Annotated in this window: 9 protein-coding genes; 4 read left to right on the top strand and 5 right to left on the bottom strand. The window is 48.3% G+C overall.

Going from position 1 to position 15128, the window contains the following annotated elements; genetic code table 11:
* Window positions 1–2: 2 nt before the first annotated feature.
* The gene (locus tag B4W65_RS04795) at window positions 3–992 is read right to left on the bottom strand and encodes a TlpA disulfide reductase family protein (RefSeq protein ID WP_088653976.1); all 990 of its coding nucleotides are present in this window, start codon (window positions 990–992) and stop codon (window positions 3–5) included.
* A gap of 170 nt (window positions 993–1162) precedes the next feature.
* On the opposite strand from B4W65_RS04795, the gene B4W65_RS17645 reads away from it, so the two are divergent.
* Window positions 1163–1294 carry a hypothetical protein gene (locus tag B4W65_RS17645; protein WP_262487799.1) on the top strand — a complete coding sequence of 44 codons (132 nt, stop codon included), beginning with the start codon at window positions 1163–1165 and terminating at the stop codon, window positions 1292–1294.
* A 239-nt stretch (window positions 1295–1533) separates the two neighbouring features.
* Window positions 1534–2547: a type I glyceraldehyde-3-phosphate dehydrogenase gene (gene gap / locus B4W65_RS04785; protein ID WP_088653974.1), complete on the top strand. Its 1014-nt coding sequence runs from the start codon at window positions 1534–1536 to the stop codon at window positions 2545–2547.
* Between the two features lie 93 nt (window positions 2548–2640).
* On the opposite strand, the gene katG is transcribed toward gap, so the two are convergent.
* Window positions 2641–4845 carry a catalase/peroxidase HPI gene (gene katG, locus B4W65_RS04780; protein ID WP_088653973.1) on the bottom strand — a complete coding sequence of 735 codons (2205 nt, stop codon included), beginning with the start codon at window positions 4843–4845 and terminating at the stop codon, window positions 2641–2643.
* A 235-nt stretch (window positions 4846–5080) separates the two neighbouring features.
* Here katG and B4W65_RS04775 point away from each other — a divergent pair, with 235 nt between their 5' ends.
* Window positions 5081–7354 carry a pectate lyase family protein gene (locus B4W65_RS04775; RefSeq protein WP_088653972.1) on the top strand — a complete coding sequence of 758 codons (2274 nt, stop codon included), beginning with the start codon at window positions 5081–5083 and terminating at the stop codon, window positions 7352–7354.
* Window positions 7355–7437: 83 nt separating this feature from the next.
* On the opposite strand, the gene B4W65_RS04770 is transcribed toward B4W65_RS04775, so the two are convergent.
* Window positions 7438–8388 (bottom strand): glycoside hydrolase family 43 protein, encoded by a 951-nt coding sequence (locus tag B4W65_RS04770; RefSeq protein ID WP_088653971.1) that lies wholly within the window; start codon window positions 8386–8388, stop codon window positions 7438–7440.
* Between the two features lie 266 nt (window positions 8389–8654).
* On the opposite strand from B4W65_RS04770, the gene B4W65_RS04765 reads away from it, so the two are divergent.
* Window positions 8655–10922: an aconitate hydratase gene (locus tag B4W65_RS04765; RefSeq protein WP_088653970.1), complete on the top strand. Its 2268-nt coding sequence runs from the start codon at window positions 8655–8657 to the stop codon at window positions 10920–10922.
* Window positions 10923–11026: 104 nt separating this feature from the next.
* On the opposite strand, the gene B4W65_RS04760 is transcribed toward B4W65_RS04765, so the two are convergent.
* Window positions 11027–12928, bottom strand: a complete 1902-nt coding sequence (locus B4W65_RS04760) for a DUF3857 domain-containing protein (protein ID WP_088653969.1) — start codon at window positions 12926–12928, stop codon at window positions 11027–11029.
* Window positions 12929–14983, bottom strand: a complete 2055-nt coding sequence (locus B4W65_RS04755; protein ID WP_088653968.1) for a DUF3857 domain-containing protein — start codon at window positions 14981–14983, stop codon at window positions 12929–12931. It abuts the gene before it with no gap.
* Window positions 14984–15128 lie beyond the last annotated feature (145 nt).

The raw sequence follows: 15128 nt of genomic DNA, 5'->3' as shown, positions 1-15128 counted from the left end.
GTTTACTGCTTGTACAATTCCTCCAGGTAATTCAGCAAATCCTCGCCCAGTAAAGTGTGGGCTACAATTCTCCCTTCGGCATCAATGAGGAAATTGGTGGGGATGGCCCTTACGCCATACAAGGCAGCAGGAGCGCTGTTCCAATGTTTGAGGTCCGACACATGGGTCCATTCCAGTTGGTCGTTTTCTATGGCCGACAACCAGGCTGCTCTGTCGCGGTCGAGCGATACAGAAAAGATTTCAAATCCTTTATCCTTGAAGCGCTCATAAGCAGTTCTGTGAAAGGGTTTTTGTCGGCGGCAGGGGCCGCACCATGATGCCCAAAAATCAAGGAGGATGTAACTATTGTTGAGTTGGTCGGATAAGGATATGGAGCGGCCATCAGGACTTTGGGCGGAGAAGTCGGGCGCCATTTTGCCTATCTGGACCGATTCAAGGGTAGTCACCAGTTTTTTAAGGGTGGAGGCGTAGGGTGTGCGCAATAAATCCGGATTCAACAAAGCCATATTGCTTTGAATTTCATCGGCCGTAAGTCGGTAAGCATAGTGTCGGTACAAGGCGTAGAGGGCCACCAGAGAATTCGGGTTTTCCCGGATGTAGTTGCCGATGTCTTCCGGCCGATCCTGCTGGTAGGCTTCATAGGCTGCGTGCAGGGTGGAGCCCGAAATCACCGATTTGCTGTAGTGTTCTTCCGGGTTCAGTTCCACCCTTATTTCACCTTCTTCCAGAAAGAGGAGGAGAGACGCTTTTGTGGTGTCTGTGGTCAGACCGTATATTTCGGGAAGTTCCAGTAGGGCTTCGAAGTCAAAGGCTCCCATTTCTACTTTGGCCGAATCAATGGTTCTGAAACTGCGGTCGTCAAACTTTTGCAGGTAAACAAAGGGCGCATCGCTCTTTTGCAGGATGCCCTGGATTTGAATGTTGGCAGCGGGTTCACAGGATGCAAGCAGCAGTACGCCAATCAATGCTCTTATTAATAATGATTTCTTCATAAAGTTGTTTAAAAATGTTCGCTAACGAGTACAAATATAGCAAGCTAATTGTTTAGCCCGAAAAAAGGGTAGGTATTTGCGTGATAATTATGAAACATCTGCAGCCGGTTTTTCGTTATATTCGAAACCTTGGAGATTTTTCTTACTTTTGCAAATAAATACTTACAATTATGAAGAAATTAGCGTCTGTGGCTGTGGTTGTTATTTTTGTTGCCTTGGCTTTCTCTTCCTGCAAATCCTACAGTGATTGTCCGGCTTATGGCCAGGTGGAAACCACAACTGAACTTCCTGCCCATGCTTAATTTAGAGATGGGGCGGTAGAAAAAAAGGAAATGTTGCATTTCCTTTTTTTGTGCATTTGCGTGTACAAAGGTTTGCATATGCTTGAAAATTAACTTCATTTCACATCTGTGCAGCTATTTCGACAGCAGTATTGTTTGACTGTTTGGCGATGATTTCATATTTTTGTACCGCAATTTTGAAGCATGTTTTCAGTTAACAGGGGCTTTGTCCTTAAATAATCACTTAAAACAGATATAAAATGTCAAAAATTAAAATTGGTATCAACGGTTTCGGCCGTATCGGTCGCCTGGTATTCCGCGCTGCCCAAAATTTCGACAATGTACAGATTGTAGGTATCAACGACTTGATCGACGTTGAGTACATGGCTTACATGCTGAAGTACGATTCAACCCATGGCCGTTTCAACGGTACTGTTGAAGTAAAAGACGGAAAATTGGTTGTGAATGGCAACGCCATCCGTGTTACCGCTGAAAGAAACCCTGCTGACCTGAAGTGGTCGGACGTTGGTGCTGAGTATGTAGTGGAGTCAACCGGTTTGTTCCTGGATAAGGAAAAGGCCAAAGGCCACATTGAGGCTGGTGCCAAAAAGGTGGTTATGTCTGCTCCCTCAAAAGATGATACCCCCATGTTTGTTTGTGGTGTAAACCTCGACAAGTACACCAAAGACATGCAGTTTGTTTCTAATGCTTCTTGTACCACCAACTGTTTGGCTCCCATTGCCAAGGTGTTGAACGACAAGTTTGGTATTGTAGAAGGTTTGATGACTACCGTTCACGCAACCACTGCTACCCAGAAGACTGTTGATGGTCCCTCTATGAAGGACTGGAGAGGCGGACGTGGTGCCGGTCAAAACATTATTCCTTCTTCTACCGGTGCTGCTAAAGCAGTAGGTAAGGTAATTCCTGAGCTGAACGGTAAACTGACCGGTATGGCTTTCCGTGTCCCCACCCCCGACGTATCTGTGGTTGACCTGACCTGCCGTTTGGAGAAGCCTGCTTCTTATGCCGACGTTTGTGCTGCTATGAAAGCTGCTTCTGAAGGTGAGTTGAAAGGCGTACTGGGTTATACCGAAGACGCAGTTGTTTCTAACGACTTTGTAGGTGAAACCAAGACTTCTGTTTTCGATGCCGACGCCGGTATTTCTTTGAACGACAACTTCGTAAAAGTAGTGAGCTGGTACGACAACGAAATGGGTTACTCCACTAAAGTTGTTGAGTTGGTACAGCACATGTATAAAGTAGACCATGCTTAAGGCATTGAATTTGCTTTAAGCAACTGAATAAAAAAAGAACGGGCCTTGCGGTCCGTTCTTTTTTTATGGATAAAACTTTGTGTAAGGCTGTTCTTACAAATCAAAGCGATCGAGATTCATCACCTTATTCCAGGCTGCCACAAAGTCTCTGACCATTTTCTCTGCTCCGTCGGCGCAGGCATAGACCTCAGAAACGGCACGCAATTCCGAGTTGGCACCAAAAACCAGATCGGCCCGTGAAGCCGTCCACTTTTTCTCCCCACTGCTTCGGAGCTTGGCTTCGTAACGCATCTTTTGTTCGTCCAGGGCCTTCCATTCAATGCCCATGTCCAGCAAGTTGATAAAGAAATCATTGCTCAGAACACCGGGCTTGTCGGTCAGAACACCCAGGCTGGAGCCGTCCCAGTTGGCATTGAGGGCACGCAGACCGCCTACCAACACCGTCATTTCGGGAGCAGTCAGGTTCAAGAGCTGCGCCTTATCCACGAGCATTTCTTCTGTTGAAACAGCATAGACCTTTTTCTGGTAGTTGCGGAAGCCATCGGCATAAGGCTCCAGCACCGAAAACGATTCGGCATCGGTCTGTTCGGGGGAAGCGTCCATACGGCCCGGAGCAAAGGGAACACCGATGTTGTATCCGCCGTCTTTGGCAGCCTTTTCAACCGCTGCACACCCGCCCAGTACAATCAGGTCGGCCAGGGATATCTTTTTGTTGCCTTTTTGCTGTTGGGCAAAATTGTCCTGAATTTTTTCCAGTACCTGAAGCACTTTTTGCAAGCGCTTAGGGTTGTTGGCTTCCCAGTCCTTTTGCGGAGCCAGACGAATGCGGGCACCATTGGCACCTCCTCTTTTGTCCGAGTTGCGGTAGGTGGAGGCGGCAGCCCATGCAGTGCTTACCAGTTCTCCTACAGAAAGGCCACTTTCGAGTATTTGTTTTTTGAGTGCAGCCACATCTTTGTCGTCCACCAGCTCGTGGTCAACAGCCGGGATGGGGTCCTGCCAGATGAGGTCCTCCGCCGGAACCTCCGGCCCAAGGTAGCGTGATTTGGGCCCCATGTCGCGGTGGGTCAGTTTGAACCATGCGCGTGAAAAGGCATCGGCGAATTCCAGTGGGTGCTCCCAAAATCTGCGTGAAATCTTCTCGTAAATCGGGTCAAAGCGCAGCGAAAGGTCGGTGGTAAGCATGGTGGGGTAATGCTTCTTCGAGGGATCGTGGGCATCCGGAATGATTTTTCCGGCTCCTTTGGCTTCCCATTGGTAGGCCCCGGCGGGACTCTTAACCAATTCCCATTCAAAACGGAAGAGGTTGTCGAAGAAGTAATAACTCCATTTGGCAGGCGTCTGCGTCCAGGTAACCTCCAGTCCACTGGTAATGGTGTCTCCGGCCTTGCCACTGCCGTGTGCATTTTTCCAGCCCAGTCCCATTTCCTCAATGGGAGCTGCTTCGGGTTCCGGTCCCAGATTCGCTGCGTCGGCGATGCCGTGGGTCTTCCCAAAGGTGTGACCACCCGCAATGAGCGCAACCGTTTCTTCGTCGTTCATAGCCATCCGGGCAAAAGTCTCCCGAATATCTTTGGCAGCCGCCAGTGGGTCTGGTTTCCCGTTAGGTCCTTCGGGATTTACATAAATCAAGCCCATTTGAACAGCTGCAAGGGGGTTGTCGAGTTCTTTTTCTCCCTCATAACGCTCCTTGTTGCCGAGCCATTCTTTTTCAGCTCCCCAGTTAATGTCTTCTTCGGGTTCCCAAATGTCTTCCCGTCCCCCGGCAAAACCAAAGGTGCGGAAGCCCATAGATTCGAGGGCCACATTACCGGCCAGAATCATCAGGTCGGCCCAGGAAATTTTCTTTCCATATTTTTGTTTGATGGGCCACAGCAGACGCCTGGCCTTGTCCAGGTTGACGTTGTCGGGCCAACTGTTCAATGGAGCAAAGCGTTGATTTCCGGTGCCGCCACCGCCGCGTCCATCTCCCATACGATAGGTGCCCGCGCTGTGCCAGGCCATGCGAATAAGCAGTGGGCCGTAATGCCCAAAATCTGCCGGCCACCAGTCCTGCGACTGGGTCATCAGTTGATGCAGGTCTTTTTTTAGGGCTGCAAAATCCAGGCTTTTGAAGGCCGCTGCGTAGTCGAAGTCTTTGTCCATTGGATTGGAGAGACTGGAATGCTGGCGCAGCATATTGACTTTAAGTTTGTTGGGCCACCAGTCCCGGTTGCCGGTCCCCCCGGAACCCAGACTGTGTCGTCCCATGGCTCCAGTTACCGGGCATTTGCTTGCTTTGTGCGGATTGTTTTCCATAACTATGTCCAATTTTTAGATTGCATTTAAATGCTTAAGATACGAAATATTTTTATTTGCCGCAGTCAAAAGGTCCCGGTTAATTATTGGGTGCTGCTTTTTTATCGTTGGTTTCGGCAGGTTTCGGTGATTGGACGATTCGCCCCCCTTTTATCACCAAAACGCCATACCACTCAGGGTGAAAAATACTGCACTTTTGTTGAACAAATACTCGTTTGATCTAAAACCCAAAATGATGATGAAAAATCTACTTTTTCTTTTGCTGCTGTGGGGATGTAGTTCGTCCCTGTTGTCACAAACACCCGTTATTCAGGAATCCAGGGCTTGGCTGGAGTCGGCCTATGTTACCTGGACACCCCTTGATGGGGTGTCGGACTATGCGGTAAGCTGGAGTGGTGATGGGAAGAGCAACCAGGCGATTGATCCGCAGTTGATTCGTTTTTATGGGGACTATTACAGGGCCGATGTACTTGGATTGAAAGCAGGGACTTATACCATAAAGGTGGCCGCACTGGTAGATGGAGTGGCCGGCAGTGCTGCTGAAAGTCCGGCTTTGGAGGTAAAGGCGCACGACCGGACGGGCTTTGCTTTTGCCAACGGACGTGTTCCCGGAGCTTATCGTGCCGATGGGACAGCCAAGGAAGGCGCGGTGGTTCTGTATGTTACGGAACAAAGCAAGAATACCGTCAGTATGGATGTAAGCGGTGCCAATGCCAACCCTTGTGTGGGAATACAAGAGATTTTAGACGGCTTTAAAAAAGGGAACGATAACCGTCCTTTAATCGTACGTTTTATTGGGCAGATTACAGACCCGGATTACCTGTTGAATGGGGATGTGGTGGTAGAGAATAAGAACAATGCCAGCAGTTATATCACGCTGGAGGGTGTGGGCGACGATGCGGTTGCTGATGGCTGGGGCATCCGTCTTAAGAATGCAAGTAATGTGGAGATTCGAAATCTGGGAACGATGAACTGCGACAGTGGTGAAGGAGATAATATTGGTCTGCAACAGAACAACGACTACATTTGGGTGCATCATTGCGACTTTTTTTATGGTGAGGCCGGTGGGGATGCCGATCAGGCTAAGGGGGACGGGGCCCTGGATGCCAAGAGGTCGACCTACATCACTTTTTCCTACAATCATTTTTGGGACAGCGGAAAGGCCAACCTTTTGGGTTTGGGAGAGAGCACCACGGAAGGACTGTATGCGACTTATCACCACAACTGGTTCGACCATTCCGATTCGCGCCACCCGCGGGTGCGTTTTTTCTCGGTCCACGTTTACAACAACTATTATGATGGTGTTTCAAAGTATGGCGTAGGGGTAACCTCCGGAGGCTCTGTTTTCGTGGAAGGCAATTATTTTAGAAATGCCAAATACCCGATGTTGATTTCCCAGCAGGGAAGCGATGTGTACAGTGGAACAGGGACTTTTTCGGGAGAAGACGGAGGGATTATAAAAGCCTTCAACAATTACGTGGAGGGCGCTGCCCGCTTTGTCCCCTATGGGGCTACCGGTTTTGCCAACTCGACCCTGGATTTTGATGCCTGGGTGGCCGATGAAGCCACGGCCAGCGTACCAGCCGATGTAAAGACCAAAAAGGGAGGTCACAGTTACAATAATTTCGACACCAATCCCGAGCTCATGTATGCTTATACTGCCGATGCGCCCGAGCTGGCCCGCGACAAGGTGAAGACTTACGCAGGGAGGATGTTTGGGGGTGATTTTCAATGGTCTTTTAATGATGCTGCCGACGATGCTTCTTATGCGGTGAATTTACCGCTGAAGCAGGCACTGCTCAATTATACTACTGCCCTGGTCTCCGTACAGGGGGAAGATGCCCTGGGTGGCGGTCCGGGCAATGGTGATGACGAGGAGCCCGGCAACGGAGAGGAACCTGGAAATGGTGTCGTTCTTCCGGGTGATTATGTGCACAACTTCACCCTTTCGGGCATGGAGAGTACTTTTTACAGCATTGTTGGCAACCTGTCCGACAGTAAGGGTACGGTCAACTATGGCGCTTTGGTGCTGACTCAATGCCTTAAGATGGAAAGCTCGACGCATATAGCGTTCACCATGGAACAGCCTGGTGTGCTTATTCTGGTTTTTAACGAAGGGGAGAGCAAGCGGGTATATGTTGACGGCAGCAGTTACACTTATGTGGATGGGCTTTTAGAATTGCCCTTAGAGGCTGGGGAACATACCATTACAAAGCACGATGTGGCCAACCTTTTTTATATGAGTGTGGACATGGGACTAAGCACTTCACTCAGACAGGAGGAAGCTGCGACGCTCTCTATCTCTCCCAATCCGGTCCAGTCCATAGTCCACATTCGAAGCAGCGCGGCGGTAGATGGGGTCGCCTTGTATGGACTTTCGGGAGTGCGTTTGGGGTATTGGCCCGGGTCGGTGCAGGAGTTGTCGTTGCAGCACTTGTCTGCAGGTACTTATGTGCTTGTGGTAAATACCCGGGATGGGGTTTTAAAGGAGCTTTTAATCAAAAAATGATTTTCGGATAATTTGGGATTATCCTGAAGGGGTCGGTCAGCTTCGTAGCGACCGACCCTTTTTTGGAGCGCAGCTTACTGCTGCTATCGGGCCGGAGCTACTCCCTCCGAGGTCATAAGTACTTTTTGCATGGTCCCGTCTTCTTTGTAATAAAGGTAGTCTACACAAACCGATCTCCGGAAACTGCCGCCAGCCGTCGGGATTACCCCATTGTGGTAAATGAAATAGTCCTTTCCTTTAAATTCGATGATGCTCTGATGGTTGGTGTTGGTGTTGCCGGCCACCTCGTTGAGCAAGCCTACGAATTCCCAGGGACCGGTAACGCTTTTGCTCCGGGCATAGGCGGTGCGCTCCGGAAACATATAGGCATAGGTGAGATAGTACCACTCGTCCTTTTTGTGGATGTAGGGCGCCTCGGTAAAATGAGGTAAGTCAACGGTTTGGATGGGGCCATCCAGTTCTATCATATTGTCGTTTAGTCGAACCCAGTAGCAGACCACGTTGCCCCAATACATATAGGCCTCACCGTCGTCGTCTATGAAAACTGCCGGATCGATGTCGTCCCAATAGCTGTCCGAGTGTTCTGTGGTCATGTCGTTGGTGATAAGCGCTTTGCCCAGAGCATCCTTAAAAGGACCAGTAGGCGAATCGGAAACAGCAACCCCTATCGATTTTCCAGGGATGGTACCGTGCTCCACCGTTACATACCAGTAGAATTTCCCCTCCTTTTCTACGACGTGAGCAGCCCAGGCTTCCCCTTTAGCCCACGCGAAGGCCGAGGCAGGAAAGGAGGCTTCCTCTGTCCAGTTGACCATATCGTCGGACGAGAAAATCAGCCACTCGTTAAGCACATAATGGTTTTCGTGGGCTTTGGCTTCATCGTGCCCTACATACAAATATACTTTGTCGTTGTGGACCAAAGCAGCCGGATCGGCCGTGTATTTGTGTGTGATAATGGGGTTTTGTGACTGGATGGATGAGGCTAAGCTCAGAGCTGACAGAGTCAGCAGACTAATTTTGCGCAGTGTTTTCATGAAATTTGGTTTTGCTTTTTACTTGTTCAGAGGCAAGTATACTTCATTTTTTTGGGTGGAGGGAGGCCGTCTGATGTCTGTAGGACTTGTTTCAACAAGGTTCGCCCATTTTTACTGTTTTATCCTCCTGCTTAGTGTTTCGGGTAGACACAAACTCTAATTTTGTTTAAAACAAAAGCGCCCCAACGACTGTTATTGATTTGGATGACTTTTTTTGTGTATTTTTGAGAATAATAAACAGCTAACAGATAAATCACTACTGGACTATGGCATTTGATATTGACATGATTCGCAGGGTGTATGCCCAATTTGGAGAAAAGGTGGAGCAAACCCGTAAGGTTTTGAACCGTCCGCTGACTTTAACTGAGAAAATATTGTACGCGCACCTTTCCGGTGAGTTGCCTCAGCAAGCCTTTGAACGTGGGAAATCTTATGTGGATTTTGCACCGGACCGCGTAGCTATGCAGGATGCTACCGCACAGATGGCTTTGTTGCAGTTTATGCAGGCAGGTCGTGAAAAGGCTGCGGTTCCTTCTACGGTACATTGCGATCACCTTATTCAGGCCAAGGATGGCGCTGTTGCGGATTTGAAAAACGCTTTAAATTCCAGTAAGGAAGTCTTTGATTTTCTGGCTTCCGTGTCCAATAAATATGGGATCGGCTTCTGGAAACCAGGTGCCGGCATTATTCACCAGGTTGTTTTGGAAAACTATGCTTTTCCCGGAGGAATGATGATCGGAACCGATTCGCATACTGTGAATGCCGGAGGTTTGGGCATGATTGCCATTGGTGTTGGTGGTGCCGATGCAGTAGATGTGATGGCCGGCATGCCCTGGGAGCTGAAGTTTCCCAAATTAATAGGTGTTAAGCTGACTGGTCGCTTGAGCGGTTGGGCTTCTGCCAAGGATGTTATTTTGAAAGTGGCCGGTATCTTAACCGTAAAAGGTGGGACCGGGGCCATTCTGGAATATTTTGGGGAGGGGGCACGCAGTCTCTCAGCTACCGGTAAAGGCACCATTTGCAACATGGGGGCTGAAATTGGCGCAACAACCTCAACTTTTGGTTACGACGAGAGTATGGCCGAATACCTGCGTGGGACCGACCGGCCTGAAGTCGCTGGTTTGGCCGATGAGGTAAAGCAGCATTTAACCGGAGATGAGGAAGTTTATGCCCAGCCTGAAAAATATTTTGATCAGGTCATTGAGATCAATCTTTCGGAGTTGGAGCCGCACATCAACGGACCCTTTACGCCCGACCGGGCTACGCCTCTGTCGCAGTTTGCTGCTGAGGTGAAGAAGAACAACTGGCCCAAAGAACTCGAAGTGGGCTTGATCGGTTCCTGTACCAACTCGTCTTATGAAGATATTTCCCGGGCGGCTTCCATTGCCCGTCAGGCCAGTGAGAAAAAGTTGAAGGTGAAAGCCGAGTTTACCATCACTCCGGGTTCTGAACAGGTGCGCTATACCGTTGATCGGGATGGCTTCTTGGCCGATTTTGACCAGATTGGGGGCGTGGTTCTGGCCAATGCCTGTGGACCTTGCATCGGTCAATGGGCGCGGCATACCAACGATCCCAAACGGCCCAATTCCATCATAACTTCCTTCAACAGGAACTTTGCCAAGCGCAATGATGGTAATCCGAATACCCACGCTTTTGTAGCCTCCCCCGAAATTGTAACGGCTTTTGCTATTGCTGGAGATCTGACTTTTAATCCGGTTACCGACACCCTGGTAAATGAAGAGGGTAAGGCGGTGAAACTGGATGAACCGGCTGGCTTGCATATGCCGCCGAAGGGTTTTGCTGTGAAGGATGCCGGTTATCAGGCGCCTGCCGCAGATGGCAGTAATATTGAGGTGCTGGTAAATCCGGAATCGGAGCGGCTTCAGCTGCTGGAGCCTTTTGCACCCTGGGATGGACAAAACCTGAGTGGTTTGCGCTTGTTGATTAAGGCTAAGGGCAAATGTACCACCGATCACATATCTATGGCTGGGCCTTGGTTGCGTTTTAGGGGGCATCTCGACAACATTTCGAACAACATGCTGACCGGAGCGGTCAATTATTTCAACGATGCCACCGACACGGTTAAGAACCAACTGACCGGCGCCTACGATGCGGTTCCTGCTGTTCAGCGTGCCTATAAAGCTGCAGGAGTAGGTTCGATAGTGGTGGGTGATCACAATTATGGTGAAGGTTCTTCTCGAGAGCATGCTGCCATGGAGCCGCGTCACCTGGGTGTAAGGGCTGTTTTGGTAAAGAGTTTTGCCCGTATTCATGAAACCAATTTGAAGAAACAGGGTATGTTGGCCCTCACCTTTGAGAACGAGGCAGATTACGACCGGATTCAGGAAGACGATGTCATTAATTTGACCGACCTGGAAAGTTTTGCTCCGGATCGGCCACTTACCGTTGAATTGGTTCATGCCGATGGGCAAAAGGAGAGCTTTAAGGTTTTACATACTTACAATGCGCAGCAAATTGAGTGGTTTAAAGCCGGTTCGGCGCTTAATCTGATTAAATTAGAAAATGCCAAATAGAGTTTGTCGATAAGGCAGATGATTTGAAACAACGGCCCCTGAAGCATAGCTTCAGGGGCCGTTTGTCTGGAGGGTGACTCTCCCTGTAATGTTGTTTACTGTTTTCAGATCTTTTTCAGAATGGCCTTGGGGTTGTCCTGCCTGCGGATTTTATCGAGCGTCTCCACAAAATCAGCAAAGAATGCTTTGGGCACCTGTCTCTGTTTTAGTGTAAACGAGCGGTAGTAGCTGAGCTTCTTCCCCGATAGTTCGCAACTGGAGCGGAAACTCAGGTAGTCGTTTTCGATGCTTACTTCGGATGGGAAAAACTCTACTTCAAAGCCCTCGGGTATTTCATAAACAAAATGACCTGTGTCTGTGCCCGGTATTTTAAAATTCAAATCGAAGGCTCTGGTCTCCGTGTTATTGATTCTCAGTCTGACGGGACTGACGGTGTTCAGGGGCAGAAACAAGCGGTCTCCGGAGGGATGGGCATATTGTCCCGCATTAAATTCAACCGCTAAGGTGGCCTGAGCATCCTCATCTCCCTGCTCGCTGATGTTGAATTGGTCGATGGAAAGGTTTTTAAGTGGTAAATGGGACAGGAGATAATCTTTTTGTTGCTGGTTTGTTCCTGTGGTTAAGAAGTGCAGCTCTTCAAAACGTAAACCTTTGGCTGTGCTTGTTAGCAGGGCGCTCGCATCGCCATTGGGACTTAACTTCAGCTCCAGTTTATGAGCCATTTGGTTGTCTTCAGCTTTGTAGGTGGGCATGGTGATTAAGGATCCACCTTTCGGGGTAACCGCCAGGGCCTTTCTGTTGGCTATGGCCTCTCCAACGTAACCAAAAGGGTTGTAGGGATTGGTGCATTCCAACCAAACGGTATCCTGTTCCAGAGGGACGGTGAGTATTACATGGTTGGTTTGGTCGGCGGAGGCGAAATCGGAATGTCGGATACGGCGACTGTCGGCCCCTATTTCGGTGTAGAAAGAGGGAATGTTGATACTTGTCAGTAAAGCCCGGGTGTAATTGCTGAGTGCTTTGCAATCGCCGTAACCGTATTGATCTACCTCGCTGGCCGACATGGGCTGGAAGCCGCCAATCCCTTCTGTAATACATACATAGCGGGTCTTCTTTTGCATGTACTGGTAAATGGCCTTTACCTTGCTTCGCACATCCGGCAAGGAATCGGTAAGTGCCTGCATCAGGCTTCTAGTTGCTTCAGGGAGCTCTTGTTTCCCTTCCAGGAGTTTACTCACCCAGTTTCCATAGCTTTCCCAATCTGAGACCGTTTCGGCATACCCGTCGTATCGATAATCGCGGGGCGTTACCGCAACAAAGGGAAAGACCGACAGAAAGTCTGGCGCCATGGGTTCTTGCTTGAGTGCCGCCAAGTGTTTGATCTCCCACAGGTGCTCCGTGTAAAGATTTTTATGCTCACGGGTACTGTAGGCAAATTCTCCATTTTGCATACGAAAATCAGCCTGAAGGTTTTTGGGCGTCAGCACCTTCAGTGTCGCTTGTTCCAAAGCCAGATTGTAGCCATCCACCGGCAGCCAAAGGTCGATAAGGATCAACCCTTTGGTTTGTGTCGTATAGCTGTATTCTACCGTGTAGGGGTAGTTGGTCACTTTGGGTTGGTAATACAGAATCCGTTGATCGCTGTAAAAGATAAAATCCTGATAAGAAGACTGGTCGATAAAATCCTTCTTTTTAAGGGTTTCTATTTGCTGTCCCCTCGCGTCAAAGATCCTTCCCGACAAATTGGTTATTTTGGTGTTTTTGCTGTAAGGCAGATGGAAAACCCCATGACTTTTCCCTTTACTGCTGAGTATTGTAATTGTTTTTTTTACAGTTGTTTTCAGCTGATCTTCAGAGGTTCGCTCCACCTCCTGGTGGAGCGAACGGATAAGGGCGTGGGCTTCCGGGATGAGTTCGTCGGGGAGGCTGGCATAATCAGGCACTGGATTTTTGGCACTCCCCTTCACGTTTAGGCACAGAACCAGCAGGAAAAATAGAATTCTCATTTAGATCTTTTTTAAAACAACTTTTTCGTTGTGCTTGTTGATTAAGAAAGAGAACGTGTTCTTTACAGCTTCATATTCTGCAGGGAGAAACATGGATTTATTGATTTTAAAATCGCTCACCACCTGGATGATGTTACCTATAGCAGAGGTGGTGAAGGTTACTTCCATATCTTTGTTGGGCATAGCGGCCCGTATGGGATCCGGCAGACTCTCTATCTGGTAGTCTTCGGGTATTTTTATGGAACAGAGAATGGTTTGGCGAAGCGGAAAGGAGAATTCGATGGGGTAGTCTCTTTGATCCAGCTTAAAAGGGTTTTCGTTGGTCTTAAATGCAAGAAGGGGCGAGAATGCCAGCATATCGCCCATGAGGTCGCATTGGTCCTTGATAACCACAAGCATAGAATCAATGAGTGGATCTTGCTTGTTTTCAAGGTTAGAAGTGGAGTGGTGGGTGATGGATAAGCCGGAGAAGTCCTTTTCCAATTGCTGCGTAAAGAGCAGACTGTCGTCCTCCTGGTAATACTGCTTCCTTCGCTCAAGAGCAGCATAGCCGGCCTCGTTAAGCTCTACCGTTCCTTCGAATGTGCCGTCGTCTTTCAGTTCGAGACTCGTTTTAATGTAGGTCTGGTGGGCTTGGGTGGCTGCAATTTCTACTTCGCCAAATCGGCTGTCCGATATTATTTGTCCATTCCCATTCAGGCAGCGTTCGGGCAATAAATTGGGGTAGGAATTTGGTTCGGTGGCGTCCATCAGCAACAAGGTGTTGTCTTCTTCGGTCATTGCGATAACGTAATTTAAGTCGCTGATGGATGGATGTGTCAGGGGTAATATGCCGTTGTTTTGGGTGCTGAGTACCACGGGGTATGCTGCTACATCCAGGCGCTTAAGCAGGGCTACCAGGGATAGGTTTAATTCTGCGCTGTTTCCCTGGCCGTCTTCCCAGACTTTTTTTAGCGGGCTTTCGGTAAATAGTCTGACTTTTCCATTCCATTTTACGCTATTTTGCACCAGATTATAGGCCGCTAAAATTTTTTCTTGTTTGGTGGTGGCTACAGCTTCAATGCTTTGAACCGCTTCATCCAGGAAGCCGTTTCTTTCTAATGCTTTGCCAAAACTTTCATGTTTTAAGAGTTCTTCTGCCACTTCTTTCCAGCTGGAAGAAAAATTTTTGTAGCCCGAATTGGGGAATTGGGTGCCCTCCAGTTCAAAAGCTATGCGGGTGAGGTAGTTCTTTTGCGCCTTTAAAAACCTTTCAGCTTTAAAGGCTGGAACATTGGAGGCAAAAAAAGTGGTTATTTTATCCTGATATTTTTCTTCGTGCTCATAACGCTGCTCTTTGGTGTTGAGCCCCTCAGCGCGCTGAATGTAAACCAGCTTTATGGTCTGAGACTGGCTGCTGATTTTGTGGTCGAATCTGTGGTATCCGAAGCTGGATGGTTTGTAGAAAAAGTACTGTGGAATGGCTACCCGGTACTCGCTGTACAGGACAGGGAGCTGTTTTTGAAAATACCATTCCTGAAGATTAAACAGGAAGTCGCTCAGGACTTCGTATTCAAGATCAATGACCGAACCTTCCCTAACCTCAGGCATGGCAATTTTAACGACGGTAATGTTGTCCGTTTTCTTTTCGTAGATGATTTGACGGGTGTCCAGTTTTGTTTTGGTTATTTTTCCGTCTTCCAGGTTAAAGGTGAAACCTTTTATGTTGGAGGCTTTTTCTTCGTCAGTACCTTTGTGGTAAAGAGGTATTTCAAAATCTCCATAATCGGATGCCGATTTGTCCAGGATTTTTATTCGCAGATGTCGTTTAAAAACCAATTGGAAACCCTTGGACGATTCAGGATCGTCAGAACGAACAGTTGTTTGTCGGTATACAAAGTCGGTACTTCCCTTGTCGAACAAATAATAGCCTGGAGCCGAGGAGTCAATGGGGCATATACTGGCTTCCATTTCTTCGATGGAAATTTTGCCCAATCGTGGGGTTTTTTGAATTTCGGCCCTTAAAACGGTGCCGGCCAGCATAAAAAGCAGGAGGAGAATAGTGTGTTTCATCATTTGAATTAGGTTTAACGAAATAAAAATATACTTTTTTTTAATATTGAGCAGGAGTATGGCCTATAAATAGAAGCTATTTGAATAAAAGCTGCAAAAATTCTATCTTTGAGGGAGCATTAAAAGTAAAACCACATTAAATACTATA

This window comes from Geofilum rhodophaeum, from assembly GCF_002210225.1.
Classification (GTDB): Bacteria; Bacteroidota; Bacteroidia; order Bacteroidales; family Marinilabiliaceae; genus Geofilum; species Geofilum rhodophaeum.
This window is presented reverse-complemented; position numbering and strand designations above follow the sequence as displayed.

Coding starts and splice junctions, on each gene's coding strand:
- gap (WP_088653974.1), top strand. CDS start 1,534: ATGTCAAAAATTAAAATTGGTATCAACGGTTTCGGCCGTATCGGTCGC.
- B4W65_RS04795 (WP_088653976.1), bottom strand. CDS start 992: ATGAAGAAATCATTATTAATAAGAGCATTGATTGGCGTACTGCTGCTT.
- katG (WP_088653973.1), bottom strand. CDS start 4,845: ATGGAAAACAATCCGCACAAAGCAAGCAAATGCCCGGTAACTGGAGCC.
- B4W65_RS17645 (WP_262487799.1), top strand. CDS start 1,163: ATGAAGAAATTAGCGTCTGTGGCTGTGGTTGTTATTTTTGTTGCCTTG.
- B4W65_RS04775 (WP_088653972.1), top strand. CDS start 5,081: ATGATGAAAAATCTACTTTTTCTTTTGCTGCTGTGGGGATGTAGTTCG.
- B4W65_RS04770 (WP_088653971.1), bottom strand. CDS start 8,388: ATGAAAACACTGCGCAAAATTAGTCTGCTGACTCTGTCAGCTCTGAGC.
- B4W65_RS04755 (WP_088653968.1), bottom strand. CDS start 14,983: ATGATGAAACACACTATTCTCCTCCTGCTTTTTATGCTGGCCGGCACC.
- B4W65_RS04760 (WP_088653969.1), bottom strand. CDS start 12,928: ATGAGAATTCTATTTTTCCTGCTGGTTCTGTGCCTAAACGTGAAGGGG.
- B4W65_RS04765 (WP_088653970.1), top strand. CDS start 8,655: ATGGCATTTGATATTGACATGATTCGCAGGGTGTATGCCCAATTTGGA.